General features: G+C 44.5%; 18 protein-coding genes. 4 read left to right on the forward strand and 14 right to left on the reverse strand.

What is annotated here, in order from left to right; all coding sequences use genetic code 11:
- Together K5Q73_RS16990 and K5Q73_RS16995 are read left to right on the forward strand one after the other, a co-directional pair.
- A partial coding sequence (locus K5Q73_RS16990; RefSeq protein WP_308443292.1) for a prolyl oligopeptidase family serine peptidase occupies positions 1 to 1,046 on the forward strand: 1,046 nt, incomplete at its 5' end.
- A gap of 38 nt (positions 1,047 to 1,084) precedes the next feature.
- Positions 1,085 to 1,267 (forward strand): hypothetical protein, encoded by a 183-nt coding sequence (locus K5Q73_RS16995; RefSeq protein ID WP_220763822.1) that lies wholly within the window; start codon positions 1,085 to 1,087, stop codon positions 1,265 to 1,267.
- A gap of 135 nt (positions 1,268 to 1,402) precedes the next feature.
- Here K5Q73_RS16995 and K5Q73_RS17000 read toward each other — a convergent pair whose 3' ends face one another.
- Positions 1,403 to 3,331, reverse strand: coding sequence for a radical SAM protein (locus K5Q73_RS17000; RefSeq protein WP_220763824.1), 1,929 nt, complete (start codon positions 3,329 to 3,331; stop codon positions 1,403 to 1,405).
- A gap of 883 nt (positions 3,332 to 4,214) precedes the next feature.
- Between K5Q73_RS17000 and K5Q73_RS17005 the strand changes: the two genes are divergently transcribed.
- Both K5Q73_RS17005 and K5Q73_RS17010 read left to right on the forward strand, forming a co-directional pair.
- Positions 4,215 to 4,718 (forward strand): GNAT family N-acetyltransferase, encoded by a 504-nt coding sequence (locus tag K5Q73_RS17005; RefSeq protein ID WP_220763826.1) that lies wholly within the window; start codon positions 4,215 to 4,217, stop codon positions 4,716 to 4,718.
- A 101-nt stretch (positions 4,719 to 4,819) separates the two neighbouring features.
- The gene (locus K5Q73_RS17010) at positions 4,820 to 5,227 is read left to right on the forward strand and encodes a GNAT family N-acetyltransferase (RefSeq protein ID WP_220763828.1); all 408 of its coding nucleotides are present in this window, start codon (positions 4,820 to 4,822) and stop codon (positions 5,225 to 5,227) included.
- 82 nt (positions 5,228 to 5,309) lie between these two features.
- Here K5Q73_RS17010 and K5Q73_RS17015 read toward each other — a convergent pair whose 3' ends face one another.
- The 13 genes from K5Q73_RS17015 to K5Q73_RS17075 form a co-directional block, all read right to left on the reverse strand.
- Positions 5,310 to 6,368, reverse strand: a complete 1,059-nt coding sequence (locus K5Q73_RS17015) for a TIM barrel protein (protein WP_220763830.1) — start codon at positions 6,366 to 6,368, stop codon at positions 5,310 to 5,312.
- Positions 6,369 to 6,475: 107 nt separating this feature from the next.
- On the reverse strand, positions 6,476 to 7,060 hold the full coding sequence (gene cobO, locus K5Q73_RS17020; protein WP_220763832.1) for a cob(I)yrinic acid a,c-diamide adenosyltransferase: 585 nt from the start codon (positions 7,058 to 7,060) through the stop codon (positions 6,476 to 6,478).
- 36 nt (positions 7,061 to 7,096) lie between these two features.
- Positions 7,097 to 7,870: an adenosylcobinamide-GDP ribazoletransferase gene (gene cobS / locus K5Q73_RS17025; RefSeq protein ID WP_220763834.1), complete on the reverse strand. Its 774-nt coding sequence runs from the start codon at positions 7,868 to 7,870 to the stop codon at positions 7,097 to 7,099.
- Positions 7,867 to 9,330 (reverse strand): cobyrinate a,c-diamide synthase, encoded by a 1,464-nt coding sequence (locus K5Q73_RS17030; RefSeq protein ID WP_220763836.1) that lies wholly within the window; start codon positions 9,328 to 9,330, stop codon positions 7,867 to 7,869. Before K5Q73_RS17030 ends, cobS begins: the two co-directional genes overlap by 4 nt.
- On the reverse strand, positions 9,327 to 10,799 hold the full coding sequence (locus K5Q73_RS17035) for a cobyric acid synthase (RefSeq protein WP_220763838.1): 1,473 nt from the start codon (positions 10,797 to 10,799) through the stop codon (positions 9,327 to 9,329). The genes K5Q73_RS17030 and K5Q73_RS17035 overlap by 4 nt, the downstream gene beginning before the upstream one ends.
- A complete protein-coding gene (locus K5Q73_RS17040; RefSeq protein WP_220764056.1) occupies positions 10,796 to 11,923 on the reverse strand; it encodes a hypothetical protein in 1,128 nt (375 codons plus the stop codon). Before K5Q73_RS17040 ends, K5Q73_RS17035 begins: the two co-directional genes overlap by 4 nt.
- An 11-nt stretch (positions 11,924 to 11,934) precedes the next feature.
- On the reverse strand, positions 11,935 to 12,645 hold the full coding sequence (locus K5Q73_RS17045; RefSeq protein WP_220763840.1) for a histidine phosphatase family protein: 711 nt from the start codon (positions 12,643 to 12,645) through the stop codon (positions 11,935 to 11,937).
- Position 12,646: 1 nt separating this feature from the next.
- The gene (locus K5Q73_RS17050; protein ID WP_220763849.1) at positions 12,647 to 13,237 is read right to left on the reverse strand and encodes a bifunctional adenosylcobinamide kinase/adenosylcobinamide-phosphate guanylyltransferase; all 591 of its coding nucleotides are present in this window, start codon (positions 13,235 to 13,237) and stop codon (positions 12,647 to 12,649) included.
- The gene (locus tag K5Q73_RS17055; RefSeq protein WP_220763851.1) at positions 13,234 to 14,181 is read right to left on the reverse strand and encodes a cobalamin-binding protein; all 948 of its coding nucleotides are present in this window, start codon (positions 14,179 to 14,181) and stop codon (positions 13,234 to 13,236) included. Before K5Q73_RS17055 ends, K5Q73_RS17050 begins: the two co-directional genes overlap by 4 nt.
- A 1-nt stretch (position 14,182) precedes the next feature.
- Positions 14,183 to 14,758, reverse strand: a complete 576-nt coding sequence (gene cobU / locus K5Q73_RS17060) for a bifunctional adenosylcobinamide kinase/adenosylcobinamide-phosphate guanylyltransferase (protein ID WP_220763853.1) — start codon at positions 14,756 to 14,758, stop codon at positions 14,183 to 14,185.
- On the reverse strand, positions 14,759 to 15,769 hold the full coding sequence (locus K5Q73_RS17065; protein WP_220763855.1) for an iron ABC transporter permease: 1,011 nt from the start codon (positions 15,767 to 15,769) through the stop codon (positions 14,759 to 14,761).
- Positions 15,756 to 16,568, reverse strand: coding sequence for an ABC transporter ATP-binding protein (locus K5Q73_RS17070; RefSeq protein WP_220763856.1), 813 nt, complete (start codon positions 16,566 to 16,568; stop codon positions 15,756 to 15,758). The genes K5Q73_RS17065 and K5Q73_RS17070 overlap by 14 nt, the downstream gene beginning before the upstream one ends.
- Positions 16,569 to 16,615: 47 nt before the next feature.
- Positions 16,616 to 18,430, reverse strand: a complete 1,815-nt coding sequence (locus K5Q73_RS17075; protein ID WP_220763859.1) for a TonB-dependent receptor domain-containing protein — start codon at positions 18,428 to 18,430, stop codon at positions 16,616 to 16,618.
- Between the last annotated feature and the right edge of the window lie 53 nt (positions 18,431 to 18,483).

Consider the following 18,483-nt stretch of genomic DNA (forward strand, 5'->3'; position numbering starts at 1 on the left):
GCATAAGAATAGTTAATCACCGACATGGAGTTCACGTGACCAAACATCTGCTAGCCATCCTTCTAATTATTTTCTCATTTAGTTCTCAAGCATCCAATTTGATCAATGATGAACGCGTTACAGAACAAAAAAACTGCTTTTCATGGCCGTTTACTGACTATGACTCTTGGCGTAGCGTCATGGAAAAGAAATTTAAAAGGAAAATAAGCTCTGAGGAAAAGCTTAAACAAACTTTATCTCGTTTTGATTCGCGTTTTGGTAAGGAAAAGTTTGATCTTTATAAGGCTAATTTATCCTGCTCTACATTTGAATATCTTGTAGATGGTAATGTCGTAAAGGGCTATATCATCAAGCCAATAGTATCTAGCGGTAAGTTGCCTGTGCTGATTTATAACCGTGGCGGCAACGGTAACTTTGGTGGTGTTGTTTTCGGCGCCATGATGAATAATTTATTTCCTATCGCTAATGAGGGATTCGTGATTATTGGAAGCCAATATCGAGGGACTTTTAATAGTGACTCTATCGTTCAGGATGAATTTGGCGGCAGTGATATCAATGATGTCATCGCATTAATGGATTTTATTCCTAGTATTGAAGGAGCTGATGAGCAACGCATTGGGATGTACGGGGCGAGCCGTGGAGGTATGCAGACACACTTAGCGGTAAAAAAAGCTACTAATATAAAAGCGATAGCAACTATTTCAGGTCAATCTGATCTACTTAAAGGTCTTACTTACCGACCTGAAATGGAAAATGTGTATTTACACCGAATTCCAAACTATGAGCAGAATAAAGTCACTGAACTTAACAAACGGTCGGTATTAAACTGGGTCAATGAATTATCACCCTCAATACCTATCTTACTTATACACGGTGATAATGATAAGCGAGTGTCTGTTAAGCACTCAATGGATCTCGCCGATGCGTTATCAACGAACCAGATCCCTCACAAACTGGTGATCTACCCTGAAGATGATCATTTCTTGAATAAGAATAAAGAAACAGCTGAAAAAGAGCTGGTTAATTGGTTTAAAGACTATCTATAACCAATCACTCAAATGGATATATTCATAGCGGAGTCAACATGAAAACAAATGATTTGTCAAAATCTCGCTATTATTTTAGCGGATCGGTGATTATGTTTTTAGGCTTAATTTATAATCTAATCGAAAAAGATCTGTTAGGTAGTTTTAGCTTTTTATTGTTATCGGTGATATCTCTATCTTTAGGTGTTATCAACAAAAGGGCTGCAACCGCAAAAGAATAATCTTGCGCAAGTATTTTAAACAAAAAGCCACTTTAAACAAAAGGCCACTTTGCTAAATAAAAGTGGCCTTGCTGTAGATTAGAGCGGCTATAGGCTAAAACGCATTCGCAACTAGCCGTTTAAGATATTCAGTGGTTAATCTGTTTCGATTAGATTGTTAATCGCTTTTGAGATCAGATCTTTCTTCATCTGAGTACGGGTAACTTTTTGGTTAAACCAGAAGCTCATCGGTTGGTCGAAGCCAATACCGTGCATGTAGTTGTAAATGGCTTTACGTAAGCCTTCGCCCAGCATTTCATGATCCGTGCCAGTTGGATCGGTAAAGTCGACATCATTTTCAGCGAACAAGATCTCAGGACGCTCGGCTAGGGTGATGCCAAATTGCTCAGGATTGATACCAATTGGACTGTGGATCGTGGCAACAAAACGGTGCCAGTAGGCAGATTGAAAGCAACCTTGTTGCATCATCTGACGCACCATTTCAAGTGAGTCCACTGTTTCTTGCTCGGTTTGTGTTGGGAAGCCATACATCAAATAGGCGTGAACCAATATACCCGCATCGCTAAAAGCTTTGGTGACTTGGGCGACACGCTCAACACTCACGCCTTTTTTCATCAGTTTAAGCAGGCGATCAGAGGCAACTTCAAGACCACCGCTGACCGCGATGCAGCCAGAATCTGCTAGCAACTGGCAGCGGGCTCGACTAAAGGTTCTCTCAAAGCGAATATTGCCCCACCAGCTGATCACAACTTTACGTTCAATTAAGCGTTTTGCTAGTGCAAACAATAACTTTGGTGGTAAGGCTTCATCGACGAAGTGAAAACCAGTCTCGCCTGTTTCTTCGATTAACTGCTCAATTCTATCGACTAAAACATCGGCGCCGGCAGCGTCAAAACGGTCGATATAATCTAGACTCACATCGCAGAAGCTACATTTACGCCAGTAACAGCCATGGGCGATGGTCAGCTTATTCCAGCGGCCATCACTCCATATACGGTGCATAGGGTTGAGCATTTCACATAAAGATAGGTATTCACCCAATGGCAACCCATCGTATATCGGAGCGCCAACATCGGCTTGTGGAATATCGTGCAGCTCGGTGTTTTCATTGAAATGTACGAACTGCTCGCCGTTTTCATCTTCTGCGAGGAAATAGGTCCGTACTAAGTCATCGACCTCACGTTGTCCTTGCAGATATTCTAATAAAGTGATTAGAGGGCGCTCGCCATCATCGAGACAGATGAAGTCGACAAACTCAAACACTCGAGGATCTTTCAGCGCACGCAGCTCGGTATTGATAAAGCCACCGCCCATCACAATAGGGAGTTCAGGGTTAATTGCTTTACAGGTTTGTGCAATACGCAGAGCGCCAAGCATGTTACCAGGGAAGGGCACGGTCAAAGCGACCACACTCGGTTGAGTCTCTTCCAGATATTGTTCGACCAATTGCTCCAAGATCTCTGAGCTGAAGCTTGGCTCATCCATCAAGGTGTCGTAGAGGTTGTCAAAGCTTGGATTCGCAGCCGCGAGTTTCTCGCCATAACGGCTCACTTCAAAATAAGGATCAACTCCTTGGGTGATCACGTTAGACAGGTCGTTAATAAACAGCGTGGCTAGATATTTGGCTTTATCTTGTACGCCAAGGTTACCAAAAGCCGCTTGCAACACATCGCCTGAAACGGCTTCCATCTGTGCAATGGTGTCAAACGCTGGGCCTTCGGGTAAAAATCGGCGTGAGTTAATGCGTAGCGCCAGGCTTGGATCTTTGCCTTGTAAAAAACGAATAGCAGGTTCTACAGCTAAAAGGTAACGGTCAAATTCAGCGAGAAAGTTAAAGATAACATCAGGCAATTCATCGTCTTCAAAGTGCTCATAGTTCTCTTCAACATGTTGGCGAATAACCTCAAGCGCTGGCGCTGTCATCATCTCTAGAAATAGCTCAATCGCAGGATCTCGCTGCACCGCCTCATAACCACGAGAGCGTAAAAAACCGGTTAAATACGCTGTAGCCGGGTAAGGCGTATTTAGCTGGGTCATGGGAGGGGTCATTAGAAGAACGGTCATAGCTTGCCTTTAAAATGTAAAACCTGAAAACACGGCTTAAATCTGAAGGGTTTGAAACGCTTCTCTTTAAACTGAGTGCGGTAGAAAATACCGCCGCCAAAAATAGCAATGGATTCTAGCAAATGTACTGGATAAACGCTCGCTAATTAGCTATTAAGATCAATCAAGCTGTGATAAATACTCAGCTTGACTCACTAGTTTTATGTAGATGAATGATTTTTATCTTAAGGTATTGTTTATCAGTGAAATTATCTATTATTAGTACTAACAAATATGATAGATGAAACCTGTTATAAAGACGATAATCGGCTTGGTTAGCTTGTCGCAACGGTTAAACTGATAACAAAAAATGGCTGAGGATAACTCACTTTACATCAAGCAATCACATTGTTATTTTTTATAAAAATCAGATAAGTGCAGAACCATACTCGAGTTTCAGGGTAACAAGCTAATCGAATAGGCAATATTAGCGCTATTGCTAAGTCAAAATGGAGTTTACTTCTGTCATGCAAGTTAAGCTATTTACTAGAATACTAAAGCCAAAATTCAGCTTTTGGATGAAACCTCTCGAAAAACTTGATTGTGGTTTAGAGACCGATATAAATCATTGGTTAGCGTCAAATCCATCCATTGACGTTATATCAATAAAACAATCTCAAAGTGGTGGCTCATGGATCCCTTCGACTGTTGTTGTCAGCGTTTGGTATCAAATAAATACAGATGATTAATAAACGGGAATGCAGCCCTAGGTCTTAGCTCACTAATATTATGCTTATGAGCTATCTAGGTTGAATATTTTACCTACTAAATAGCATGTTGGCGCCTAAGTATTTAAGTTATCAACTTGTTCCCAATATTCACGCGTTAGTCTTCAGGAATTACAGTGGAAATTATTCTAAGAGACGCAGTACAAGATGATGTTCAGCAGCTTGCTCAAATCCATGTTAACTCGTGGAAATCTACATTTTCTGGTCTTATGCCTGACAAGTATATCAATGGCTATACGCTTTCTTCTCGTGTAAATGAATGGCAGAGTGTAATTCATTCGAGATCAGAGATTGTGGTGGTCGCAGAACGTGGCGGTATAGTGATTGGATTTATGTCTTATCGTGTCAATCCTGAAAACCTAGCAACGATAGAACTGTGTAAGCTTTACCTTTGCCCGAGCGCTTATGGTCAAAGGTTTGGTAGCAAGCTTTTAAATCATTTAAAACTTAGTGCCCAAGCTCAAGGAATGAAAGCGATTAGTCTCTATGTACTCGACAGCAACAAAGTGGCAATTAACTTTTATTCTAAACATGGTTTCGAGTTTTCTGGTGGGTTTGTGTCTGTTGAATTTGAAGGTGCAGCCATTATCGATCTATTGATGACCATCCGCCTCAAATAAGCTGTAAGCCCCTAGAGCAGAGACTATTACGTCATAGTATATTTTAGCCTACAACTATCACCCTTTAATGGCTGTTATGCACAATCAGGAGCGAAGTAGATATGGATTTTGAAGTTGAACTAAACGGCGAGATTGAAGAAGCCGAAATTGTAGCATTATACCGAGCCAACCAGTGGTCTTCGGCAGATAAACCTGAGCCGTTATTGCTTGCTTTACGAAACTCTCATACGCTCGTGACTGCGAGGTTGGATGGTGAGTTAGTTGGTGTCGGTAATGCAATCTCTGACGGTCATCTAGTGGTGTACTACCCTCATATGCTTGTTCATCCCTCGAATCATGGCCAAGGCATAGGCCGTAAAATGATGGAAGCAATGCAATCTGTCTACAGTGGTTTTCACCAACAAATGCTTACCGCTGATGCAGAGGCTGTAGAGTTTTATAAAGCGCTAGGTTTCGAGCGTGCAGGTAAAACTGAACCGATGTGGGTTTATTTAGGGACAGAGCATTAACTGAGGTTCAACATCAGTGTTGTGAGTTGATCTGCTCCAGCAGGTACCCAATGACGCGGTGCAAAGATTGTCATTAATTTGTCTAGCCCAGAGCGGTAAGGTCATAATCTACATCAGACACATACTCAGACTTTCTTGTTGCGATACAAGCCCGCTGCATTGCTATGGCTCGACTCCATTCGAATAGACTGTTTTGTGACACTTCATGGACAAGATAACTTGGATCCACCGTCTCAATTAGATTTACAAGCTCGACACTGTGAAAGCCATTATGAGGGTCTAAGTGGCTGATGTGTTGCAGGGCGACATCAAACTGCTCCCAGAAACCATGACAGTTTTCATAGTGAGATTGTGTTAGAGAGGGAGAGCTAGTAGGTGGATTGCATGCGCTATGATGCGCACGGTCGCTTGGCTTAGTGTTTAAATTGCTATTTAGATGCAGGGTTTTAATCTCTTGGTTTAAATCGAGCTGATGTAGGCGGCTCATTAAAAATGACAACGCTTGTGGTTCATTTCTAAGTTCTTGGTTAGTCGCCATCATGTGCCCAGTATCAAAGCAAATTCCACAGTTGTTATGGTTCACCATGTTTCTGAGTTGATCGTATTCGCATCGATTATCAAGCCTAAAACTCTGTTGCCACCACATATTTTCAAACAAGAGCCAGCCTTTAAAATGACTTTTATTTAGGGCGAGATTGAGCAATTCACTGCAGGCATTGAGGGTATCGGTAAGTGTCCAAGGGAACTGCTGGCAAAAGACGTGTTCCATATTACAGTCCATTGGGTGGAATACCACATAGGGGGCGTTAAGCTCGGCGGCTAGATTGAGCTGGCTCACCATTACATTCACGATATGGTTAGCGTCTGTGCCGCCGTAGAACTGCTTAACTGTTTGCCAGTTACCAAAAATCTGCAGTAGTCGTTTGCTATCGTTGTAAAGCAAGGGAGTTAAAATGGGAAAAGATTGCAGGTGAAAGCCGCCGACTAATTCAGCAGGAATATCATTAGCCTTGATCACCCCGTGGGGATAGATCTCAAAACCCGAAAGCTGCATATGACCCAGCCATTGCTGCGCGCTGTTCCATGTTTCGAACAGGTGGCCTGGTTTTGGGGTTACGGTGATATTGGCTAACTGCTGCATTGCTTTTCCTTGAGATTGCAAACTGGCTCGAGTGTTAAAGTCAGCTTTCTTGATTCACAGCCACTAAATTCACAGCTATTAAATTCATAGTCACTAACTATAAGTCGCTACCAATCCAGTCCTTTACGCGCCATTAGACCTTGATGAAAAGCATGTTTTTCTGGGCGAACTTCACTCACGGTATCGGCAAGTTCTTTAAGCTCACGGTGGGCGGCGCGTCCAGTGATGATCACCGACATCTCTTTTGGTCTTTGTTTTAGCGTATCGAGGATGTCGTTAAGATCGAGAAAATCCCAAGTGATCATGTAGGTAAGTTCATCTAATAACACCATATCGAGCGATGGATCTTGTAGCCAAAGCTTAGCCTGTTGCCAAGCTTGTTCAGCCGCGAACTTGTCTTTAGCCTTATCTTCGCTATTCCAACTAAATCCGGTTGCCATGGTATGGAAGGGCACATTAAGCGATTCAAGCAGGTTACGCTCACCGCATTCTCCGACACCTTTAACAAATTGAACTACTGCCACTTTTTGCTGGTGGCCTAGAGCGCGTGTAATGGTGCCAAAACCTGCGGTGGTTTTGCCTTTACCATTTCCTGTGATCACCAATATTTGGCCGCGCTCTTCTTGAGCATTTTCCATCGCCTTTTCGACGTTTTGTTTATGTTGTTGCTGTTTTTTAGGGTGATAACTCATTAGATTGCCTTTTTAGAAACATTTGCTTTAAAAGCATTAGCTTGAAAGTGGGTTTTGAAAGTTATAAATCACTAAAGTGATTAAGCCTGTGATCTCTATGATCTGCTGTGTTGCGCCCAATGTATCGCCGGTGTAGCCTTGAATATGACGCTGCATTAACTTAATCATGGCGATAAAAACTCCTAGCCAAACCGCGATGAGTGTCAGGCTGCAGCCTAAAGGGAGTAACGTCATTGGTAGCGCACCACTAGCACAAAGGATTAACCGATTCGTGATGGGAAGTTTGGCGTCTTTTTGTGGCGTTTTATTATTGTCATCAGTCCTTGCATAAGGGAGGTAAACCGCCACAAAACCTGCGATAGAACGGCTTGCTGCGTGACACGTAATTAAGGCGAGGCAGGCAATAACTAGCGGTAATTGACTCAGTGCGATAACTTTAATGGCAAAAGAGCTCACCAGAGCTAATACGCCGTAAGTGCCAATTTGACTGTCTTTCATAATGGCAAGCTTGCGACTCCTTTCCCAGCCGCCTCCAAAGCCATCACACAGATCCGCCAGACCATCTTCGTGAAATGCGCCTGTTAGTAATATGATTAACAGCAGAGTTAATACTACAGCTAACTCTTGTCCCATTAACGCAGTAAATGAGTAAAGCAAACCCGCTGCAATCACACCAATCCATAAACCAATAAAGGCAAACCAACGGCTAGATTTGGCAATGGCATCACTATCTTTGGCTACCCATGTTGGCATGGGCAGCCGAGTTAGAAAACTTGCAGCAGCAAGAATAGCACCTATGTGACGCTTCATAGTGTGGCTGCCGCTAAGGGGTGGTGTTCTTGAATTGATGCATCTAGTGAGCGTTGGTCAAACAGTAACTGCCCCATAAACAGCTGACATACTAAGTTTGGCGCACTAGGTAAGTACCAGTGCACATATGAGGCTAACGTATTGCGATGGAGAAAGATCTTCTCCTGCATTTTAGTTTTACCAGCTTGCGAGGCAATGGCTATTGGTTCAAGTTCAATGTTTGAATTTGAGTAGTGGAAACAATGTCCTGTAATTGTTTGGCCATCAATCTTGCCGCTGAGCATACCTAAACCTTGAAGTTTTACCTGCATAGTGGCTTGACCTGGAAGTGCGCCAACCAGATTTGCCACAACGTTAGACTTTGTTGTTAACTGCTTAAGTAAGTAGAGCATGCCACCACATTCTGCTAATGTAGGCTTGTTATTGTTAATATGAGATAAAATAGACTGACACATAGAACGGTTGTTGCTTAGTGCCTCTAAGTGCAATTCAGGGTAGCCACCGGGAAGATAGAGACTATCTGCAGCAGGCATTGCCGCATCCTTAATCGGTGAGAAGTAACGGATCTCAGCGCCTAAATGTTCCAGTAAAGTGATGTTATCGTGATAGATAAACGAAAAGGCAGCATCTTTGGCCACGGCAATTATTTGCCCTGCAAGCGGCTTATCTGTAGGCATTGAAGTTAGCTTGAGTGCAGACTTAGATGTTGGTTTAGCTTCAAACGCTGGAAGTGAAGGGTTAGGCTTTGTAAGCAGAAATTCTGTGTTATCAGCCTCCGGCGCGTTAAAGCATACCGGGTCAGGTAAGGGGAGTTCACAGTGTTCGCCCAATACTTTTGCTGAGTATTGAAGCCACGCATCGATGGATTCAATTTCTTGGGCCTGTACCAATCCTAGATGTCTTTCTGGTAACGATAAATTAGGATCCCTTGGCATAGCCCCACAAAATGCTATGCCATCAGGTAAGCTATCTTTTAACATCAAAGCATGGCCTGGGCTGCCTACATAGTTGGCGATAACACCAAATAGATTCACATCATTACGATAATGGGCAAGTCCATAGGCTATTGCGCCAAAGGTTTGCGCCATCTTATTGGCAGGGATCACAGCAAGCATTGGGATCCCAAACTTAGCAGCTAAACTCGCGCTGTTGTTGTCACCATCGAACATGCCCATAACCCCTTCAACAAGGATAAGGTCGGCTTCTAAGGCGGCTTGATATAAGTGCTGCTTACAAATAGCTTCTCCCATCATTCCCAGATCGAGCTGGTGAGAGGGTTGGCCACTGGCAAATTCATGAAAAATCGGATCGATAAAGTCAGGTCCTGTTTTGAATACCCTGACTTTCTTACCTTGGTTACTCCAGTATCTTGCCATAGCAGAAACTAACGTGGTTTTACCGCTGTCACTACTTGGCGCTGTGATGAAAAGTGCAGGGCAATAGGCTGTTTGCTCACTCATACATGCCAACCCTCAATGCCATCAAAAAGTGAATCTAGATCCAGTGACTCCTCAAGGCTATCAGCCAGTCTATTGAGGTTTTCTTCTCTAAGGCTGCTCATGTCTTGGGCTCGGTTTTGTTGGTAACCAGCCCAGTTAAGCAGTGCGTTGCAGGCTGCAGGTTCATCAAAGATCCCATGAAGATAGCTACCCAATATTTGATCTTGTGGACACAGTGCACCGTCGGCATAGCTCTGCTGATCTGCTTGCAGCATGATAGGTTGACGTTCGTTCACCTTAGTTACACCTGCATGGATCTCATAACCTGTCACTGGGCAGGTGTTTCCGTTAAGAGTGAGGACACCACTTACTTGTTGTAATGTCTTTTGCTGCTCGAGGGAGGTTGAGATATTTAAGTAGCCTAGCCCTTCAAACTCACCTTTTTCACCTTCGACTCCGTGTGGATCGTCAATACTCAAGCCCAGCATCTGGTATCCACCACAAATGCCAATCACTTTGCCGCCAAACCGCAAATGACGGGCAATTTGCTTATCCCAGCCTCGATTTCTGAAGGCGGTTAAATCACCACGGACATTTTTAGATCCAGGTAGTATGATTAAGTCTGCAGCAGGTAGTGGGTCACCGGGTTTAACAAAACAAAGATCGACACCTGGGTGCAGTCTGAGCGCGTCAAAATCTGTGTGATTACTGATTCTAGGTAAACCGGGTACCACGATTTTAAACTGAGTATCATCATCGAGTTGCTGCTGATTGATAGCATCTTCGGCTTCTAGATAAAGACCGTGAAGATACGGTACGACGCCAAGTACTGGCACGCCGGTTTTTTCGGTTAACCAAGTTAGGCCACTTTCAAGCAGTGTCACATCGCCTCTAAAGCGATTGATGATAAAACCTTTTACCAGTTTTTTCTCATCGTCTGAAAGTAGATCGTAGGTACCGTAGAGATGAGCAAATACGCCACCTCTGTCTATATCGGCTACGATAACGACTGGTGTGTTGGCCGCTAAGGCAAAACCCATGTTGGCAATGTCGTGCTCACGAAGGTTCACTTCTGCCGGGCTACCCGCGCCTTCAACTAATCTTGCTTGGGTACCTTCACCTAAAATGTCAAAGCTTTCTAACACCATTTCAAGTAATTGAGGTTTAAAGCTGTGGTAACTGACGGCGTCCATATCTTCGATAGCTTTACCACGGATAATGATTTGTGCACCAGTGTCAGTGTTTGGCTTAAGTAGTACCGGATTCATATGCACACTTAACGGCAAGTTACAGGCTTGAGCTTGCACCGCTTGTGCGCGGCCTATTTCGCCGCCATCAGGGGTGACTGCGCTATTGAGTGCCATATTTTGCGGTTTAAATGGTGCAACTTTAATTCCTTTTCGGGCGAGTACGCGGCACAACCCTGCAACCATGACACTTTTACCTGCGTCGCTGGTGGTGCCTTGCACCATTAATTTATATCCGCTCATGCTATATTTCTCTCTGCTAACAGGTTTGCCTCTAACAAAAGGCTTTCCTCTATTAAATTATTTTTGTAATTAAAATGGTTCAGATGACACTGAACTGCTTGCTCCAGTGACGCGATGATCTGCTGCTCATTCCAGCCAAGAGCTTCAGCAATGACTAAACAGCCGCCTAAGCCACAACCTTCGACAACGATCCCTTGTTCATAAACGTTGAGACATTCAAATGTTGAGGCATTGAAACTGGTGGCGTTAGCCTGGATCTCATCTTCATTTTTAAAATGCTGTAATACATGAAAACCATCCCCTTGAAGTACCCAACGGGTGGTAGAGATCTTAACTGCTTGGTTAAGGTGCTTTGCCTGTCTTGATGCCAGCAATGGCGCGACAAACATCATGCCTCCCGCAAAATGAGGTAACGGCAGTGAACTGGGCCACTGACGAACAAGCGCACATATCGCTTTTTGAATATCATCATGAAACAGACTGTTAGCCAGTATGGTGTCGAGTTCAAACTGCTGATTTTGTGCTAGGTATTGCTGCTCAATGTCAGCCAAAATTTGTGATTTACTGGCCAGTTTGTCTTTGTCTACTGTACTGCCTGCAGGAGACAGTCTTAGCCCGGTTAGCAGTCGCAACCAGAATGTCGAGAAGGTGGTGCCGCCAACGCCGCATTCGGCCAAAATGCTGATACAACCGCGCTCGGCTTGCGAGGTTAAAATCGGTAAAAGATGCTCGCTAACTAACTGCTCGCCATTACTGTTAATTCCGCCAAAATGTTGGTTAACGGTGAGCCACTCCTGTTCAGGCGCTAGAGCTTCAGTTACCTGAGGTTTGGGCACATTGAAATTAAAACTATTAAATTCAATTTGGTAACCAGCCTGATGAAACATTCTTAGTAAGCCACGGGTCAACACTGCAGGGCTAACACCGCGATTTGGTAACAATCCATTCCCGCTTGACTGTATGCCTGGCAGTGGTGTTTGGCTTTGACCGCAGACAATGAGCTCAGTGTCTCTTGTTGGAGTCAGGTGCATTAAATTTTGCCCTACACCCGCATCAGATAATTGATGAAGACTCGGCAATTGTGTGGCTGCACCGTTTAGTATGTTAAAACAGATTGTTTTCATCATATTGTCCATTAGATAGCACCAAGAACTGTAGGGTTAGATACAGAAGCGTTAGAAAATGAAGGATTGTGAAAGCCTTGAAGCTGCGGCCATAAGTGGTCGTCTGCATCTAGATAGGTGTTAAAGTGCAGTAATGCAGCATGCTCTAGCGAAATACGACTAAGGTGTGGATTACCTTGCAAAGTGCTATTGAGTAACTTGGCTAACACCATACGCATCACTCCTGAATGAGTGATGATTAATAAATGCTTACCTTGGTGTTGACGGCTTAAGCTTTCGATACTCACAGAAATCCGTTGCAACAAAGCTAGGCTAGACTCACCTTCTGGCGGGGTATGCTCGAATGGTGCATGCCAGAAATCTGAGTAAGTTTGTGGCTGTTGGATTTGTTGCTCTAATGGCTTTTTGGGGCCAGACGAATGAGTTTGCTGTGAACCTTGCCAAAGTTCGGCGATGCTTTTGCCATCCCATAGTCCAAAATCAAGCTCTTGCCACGCATCATCGATAATAAGCTGACACTGGCTGTTATCAGCTAAATGCTGTGCAAAGCTTTGGCAACGAATAAGCGGCGAGGAAACAATCAAATCAAACGCAGTGGCGCCTAAGCTTTGCTGCATTTGCTGCCAACCTTGCGCAGTTAATGGCGGATTAGTACGGCCAAGTAAGCACTCTGCTTTTTCAGGCAAGCCGTGTCGGAGTAGGGTAAATTGAGTGTAACTCATGTTAACTACCTGACTTTTGAGAAAGTGGTGCGCTTAGCTGAACACTGCGATTAGCACTATCATCTTTTAGAGTGAGCGCAATACCTGCTTGGCAAAAGCAAACTCTATTGGCTATTTGAGCAATTTTCTGATGCATCATCCCGCTGTAATGGACAAATTCCTGACTCATTTCATCATCGGGGATCAAGCTTTGACCGACTTCAGTACTGACTAATACGATGTGGCTTTCAAGTAAAACTAGCGTCTGGCAAAGCAGATCTATTTGTTGCATCACATCGACTGGCGCTAAATTGCGCGCTAACGACTCTTGTGTAGCCATCATTTGATTAGTTAGCCACAGAGTGAGGCAATCAACGATGATGATGCTTTGCTTGCAGTCTAATTGCAGCAGGCTAGATGCTAGCGTTAGTGGCACTTCTTTGGTTGCCCATTCACTTGGGCGCTGTGCTTGATGCAGTGCGATACGTTCAGCCATAGAAATACTTGCATTAGCTGTGGCGATATAGGTGGTAGGCAACGCGGCATTGATAACTTCTTGTTCGGCAAGGCCTGATTTGCCGCTTCTAGCGCCACCTAGGTATAGGCTGATCATAATAATGAGCCCTCGGTTGGTGCGTGCTTATTATTGCTTGGACTAGTCACTTGGCTACTAATGAGAGGCTCTGCAGGGCTCTGCTTAGCGCGGCGGACTTTGTCGATGATTTCACATACCAGCTCCATGCCTTGTAAAACCCGAGGCCCAGTTCTATGCACTAGGTCGCCTTCAATGGTAATGATGTGATTGTTGGCCACCGCAGGGATCTCTGGCCACTTTGCCCAATTGACGGACTCTTGATCGGCATTACCGTGATAAACAGGTTTAATGATCACTTCAGGGATCGAATACAGCACTTGCTCAAGACTCACTTGAGGATATTCGCTGACACTATTTGCAAACACATTATTGGCTCCACACCCCGCGAAGATTTCATTCATCCATGGGCTGGCCGTTGTCGTGAGCGGCATTGGCCATACTTGATAGAAAAGGTTTACAGGTGTTTTGCCTTGATAGGTCGTTTTGAGCTGTTCAAGTGTCTGGTTAAACTTTTTTGCGCTTTGGCTTGCTTCTATATCGTGGCCAGTTAATTGTCCTAGCTCGATAAGACGCTGAGGGATCTGTTTAAGCTCGGTAACACTTGCATCGACAAGATTAAAGCCTAATTCTTTTAGCCGTGACTGCATGCTGGCAGTGGTAGTGCTGCTGACAATAATCGCATCGGGCTGAAGCAGCATTAGCGCTTCATAGTCGATAAAGTCATGGCGACCAATGCGGCGAATGTCGTTCGCTTGAGCAGGGTAGTCAGCATACTCTACGGTGCCAATAATGGTATCGCCGGCGCCAATTTCAAATATCATTTCAACCGCATGAGGCGATAACACAATCAGGCGAGGCATTTTTTCTGCGCTAACAGGAAGGCTGACACTAAGTGCAAGGCTGGTACCGAGTGCAAGACTGACACCAAGTGCATAGCGCTGGCTAAGATAAGTAGCTTTCATCTTAGTCCTCCAGTTGCAGGGGAGCGGCTGAAACAGCGTTAGCGTGAGTCGTTTTAGTCGCGGACTTCATTACTAAAGGTAAACCCGCAACAACCATGGTCACTTCATCAACATGCTTGGCTAATGCTTGATGTAACCAGCCGGATTCGTCGACAAACTCTCTTGATAGTTCTCCAAGAGGCACAATACCTTGACCCACTTCGTTACTGATAAAAATGACTTCTCCAGGCAATTGTGTCATCGCAGTGAGCAGAGCTTGTTTGTACTGTTGCCAGCTAACCTCACTCAGTAAGCAATTGGATAACCACAGAGTTAAGCAATCAACAAGGATAAGGTTGTTGGCGTGACTTTGTTCAATTAGTGCTTGAGGTAGATCTAAACAGGTTTCGATGAGTCGCCAGTCTTTAGGGCGATGACTTTTGTGATGGGCAATACGTTTAGCCATTGCGCCTTCGCTTACTTCTGCGGTAGCGATAACGATGACTTCACCTTGGGTATGGGCCTTCCAAGTTACAGCATATTCTTGTGCTAAACGACTCTTACCGCTGCGAGCGCCGCCAATAATTAATTGCTTCATCTATCTAAACCCTTGCTTACGTTTAACCAACAACCCAATGAAAAATACACTGCCTAACATGGCTGTCATCACACCAACAGGCAGTTCCTGTGATGGCAGCAGTAATCGAGCAAATAGGTCAACCCACACCATTAAAATACCGCCGAGCAAAGCCGTAGCAATAAGTGAGCTTGAGGAAGCTGAGCCTATTAGCATGCGAACGATATGTGGCACCATAAGCCCTACAAAGCCAATGCCACCGCAAGTTGCGACTAATGATGAAGTCATAAGAGCGGTCAGTAGCAGCATGCCTAAGCGCAGGGGCATTACGGCAACCCCCTGGGTATGTGCGCTTTCATCACCCACCATGAGTGCCTGTAATGGGCGCTGAAATTGATAAATAATAAAGGTTGCACACAATACGATGAGTCCTGGCGCCATCAGTGAACTCCAACTCGCGCGGCTAAAACTGCCCATAGACCAAAACAGTACGGCTTGCATTGCTTGCGGATCGGCAAAATAGAGAATGAGATTGGCTATTGATGACAGTAAAAAAGAGATGGCGACACCCGATAATACGAGTGTTTCTACCTGACCATCTTTAGCCATTACGATCACCACTGCAACGGCGATTAATGAACCTAAAAACGCGCTAATAGGCAAAGGGAGCAGAGTCATGCCGCCTGTTAGGGCAAGAATTGCGCCTAGTGATGCGCCAGCAGAGATCCCGAACAGGTAAGGGTCGGCGAGGGGGTTTTTGGTAACACTTTGCAAGACTGAACCCGATACTGCGAGGCCTGCGCCACAGATCATCGCTAAAATAGCCCGTGGCATTCTGAGCTCGATAATGATGCGATCAGCGAGCGAAGTACTTACTTGTGGATCAAATTGTGCACTTAAGGTACGAGAAATCGCGCCTATTACTTCTTTAAGGCTGATGTCAGCTGTGCCCAAAGCAATAGCGATTAAAGGAGAGAGCAGTGCTAAGGGAATTAATACCAGTAATAATAATTTTGGATTAAACAGCCGCATTTCGTCCTCCATCAAAATGGTAGGTGACTCTTGGGTGGCAGCCCTGAGGATGTCTGTCTACTTCGGTTTTTATGCCATAAATGTTTTCGATACTGGCAGGGGTTAGTACTTGCGCTGGGGTGCCAGACTTAATCAATTTTCCTTCTCTTAATAACAGTAGCTTGTCGCAAAATGCACTCGCTAGGTTAAGATCATGGATTGTTGCTACAACTGTGATATTTAAGCTTTTTATAAGTGATAGAATTTCGACCTGATAGCCGACGTCAAGATGATTTGTGGGTTCATCCAGTAGTAATATTTCTGGTTTTTGCAATAGGGCTCTGGCTATCAGTAAACGTTGGCGCTCACCGCCAGAAAGTGATTCAAAAATCTGCTCTGATTTATGCTTAAGGCCAACGAGGGCTAATACTTCATCAATCTGCTGGTTTTCTTTTGCTTTATTTATGCTCTGCCACCATTTTTGTTGGTTGATGAGCCCGGTAGCAAGCAGTTGTCTTGCTGTCATAGAAAAGCCGACAGGTGTGTGCTGCAAAACGACAGCAACCTTAGCTGCAAAGTCTCGATGGGCAATGTTTTTGATGTTTTGATTGTTCAGCAGAACATCTCCGCTGTCTGGCGCGAGGTATTTGTACATACAGCGTAATAATGTCGATTTTCCGACACCATTAGGACCCAAGATCCCAACAAATTTGCCTCTTTCAATGGTGAAGCTCAAATTGTCGAGTACCTGCTTAGACTGTGTTGCCCAACTTAGTTGGTTAACTTGCATATGGGCACTTGTTTGCATTGATATTGGCATTAAACAATCCAATCAAGCGCCGACAGAGTCGGCGCTTTCTTTCTAAATTAAAACGCTTGGTAGCTAACGCTTAAGAACAACTGACGACCTGGGCTGAAATAATTTCTGTCAGAAACGATCTCTTCATCCAGCAGGTTATTAGTCTTGAGTCTGACTTGCCAAGCATCAGCAATTTTGTAGCCGATACTTAAATCAACTTGGTGGTAAGGATCGAGAAAGTCATTCGAGGCTTTACGTTCACCTTGATAGTGGTAGTTAAGTAAAACATCGAATGCGTCCCAGCTGTAACCCATTGCATAGTCGAGTTCATGCTCACTGCGGCCATCAAGCTGTTGATCATCTGCTTTATCTACGGCATCAACATAGCTATAACCGAATTGATGTTCGATCCCCCATGTGGTGTAGTTGAGTGATACTTCGACACCGGTGATTTCAGCGCTCTGAATATTGGCTGGTTTCCAAATTTCATAGCCATCATCATCTAACTCAGGGGTGGGAGCCCATTGAATAAGGTTATCAATAGTGTTGTGGTAAAGGCTGATATAACCACGGAGATTATCGCCTGAGTAGTGCAGGGTAATATCATAGTTTTCTGATGTTTCAGAGACTAAATCTGGATTACCAGTTCCTGGCCAATATAGGTCGTTGAAGCTAGGCGCTTGAAACCCTGTACCTGTGCTGACAGCAAGACGCCATTGGTCATTAAATTGGTAGGCTGCACTGCCGCTGTAAGAGGTTTCACTGGCGATGTTTTCTACATCGTCATAGCGCACAATACCTTCAAGTAATAACTTGCCATATTGATAGCGTGCAAGGGCGTAAATTCCGGCGATATCACGCTCATCAACCGCGTAATCACCAATAATGGATTCTTTAGACCAGTCAATACCGCCAATAAGCGTTAAGTTTGATGAAGCTTGGTATTTGTTGCTCCAGTTGACTTGATCGCGTGTGGTTTTATAAAGCGTGACTGGATAGTCATCTACATCAGAGCGAAAGTTTTCATTTTTATCTTGAGACTGGGCGAGTGCTAATTTACTGGTTAGCTTATCGTTTTCGAACTTTGCGCCCACACTCCACAGGTAATTATCATAATCAGCTTCATTGGCGCGGCTGTTATCATATTCATAATGGCCTGTTTCTAACTGGCCGTTCCAGTTTAACGACCAAAGCTCGTTTAACGTTTGCTCACCGTTAATGCTCAAGCCTAGGCGGTCATAACCGTCATCATCATCTTCAGCGTCATTTTTAACGTTATAACCATCGCTTTGCTCGTGGTTAAGGCTAATACTGGTGTGGCCATCACCATGGCTAATGCCTGCTCCTGCCGTGGCGCGCATATACTGATCGCTGCCGTATTCGGCCGATGCAAACCATTCGCCGCCTTCAAGTTTACGGGTAAAAATTTGAATCACGCCGCCAATTGCATCGCTACCCCATATTGCCGCTCTTGGGCCTTTTACGACTTCGATACGTTCTATATTTTCAGGTGACAATGCATTGAAGCTAACAGCGCCAAGGGTTGCCGAGCCAACCCTGACACCATCGACTAGAACTAACACATGACTGGAATTGGTTCCGCGCATACTGATAGAGGCTGACTGACCCGCACCGCCGTTTCGAGTGACACTTACGCCCGGTAGTGTTTCTAGTAGATCTGCCACAGATTTAGGACTTAGTCGGTCAATTTCTTCCCGTTCGATGGTATTGACTACCGCAAGTTGTTGTTCTTGTTCGGTGTCAAAGCGATCACCCGTAACCGTAATGGTTTCCATAACGGGTGTGGCAGGTATGGCTGCTGCGGCAGTGAAGCTTTGGCATATCGCAATAGTAAGTACGGAAAGTCGCAGTTTAAAACTCATGATTAACCTTTAATTATTTTTTGAGTTAGAAATTTGCGGGAAAATGCGTCGTA

The organism is Shewanella sp. MBTL60-112-B2, from assembly GCF_019655055.1.
GTDB lineage: Bacteria > Pseudomonadota > Gammaproteobacteria > Enterobacterales > Shewanellaceae > Shewanella.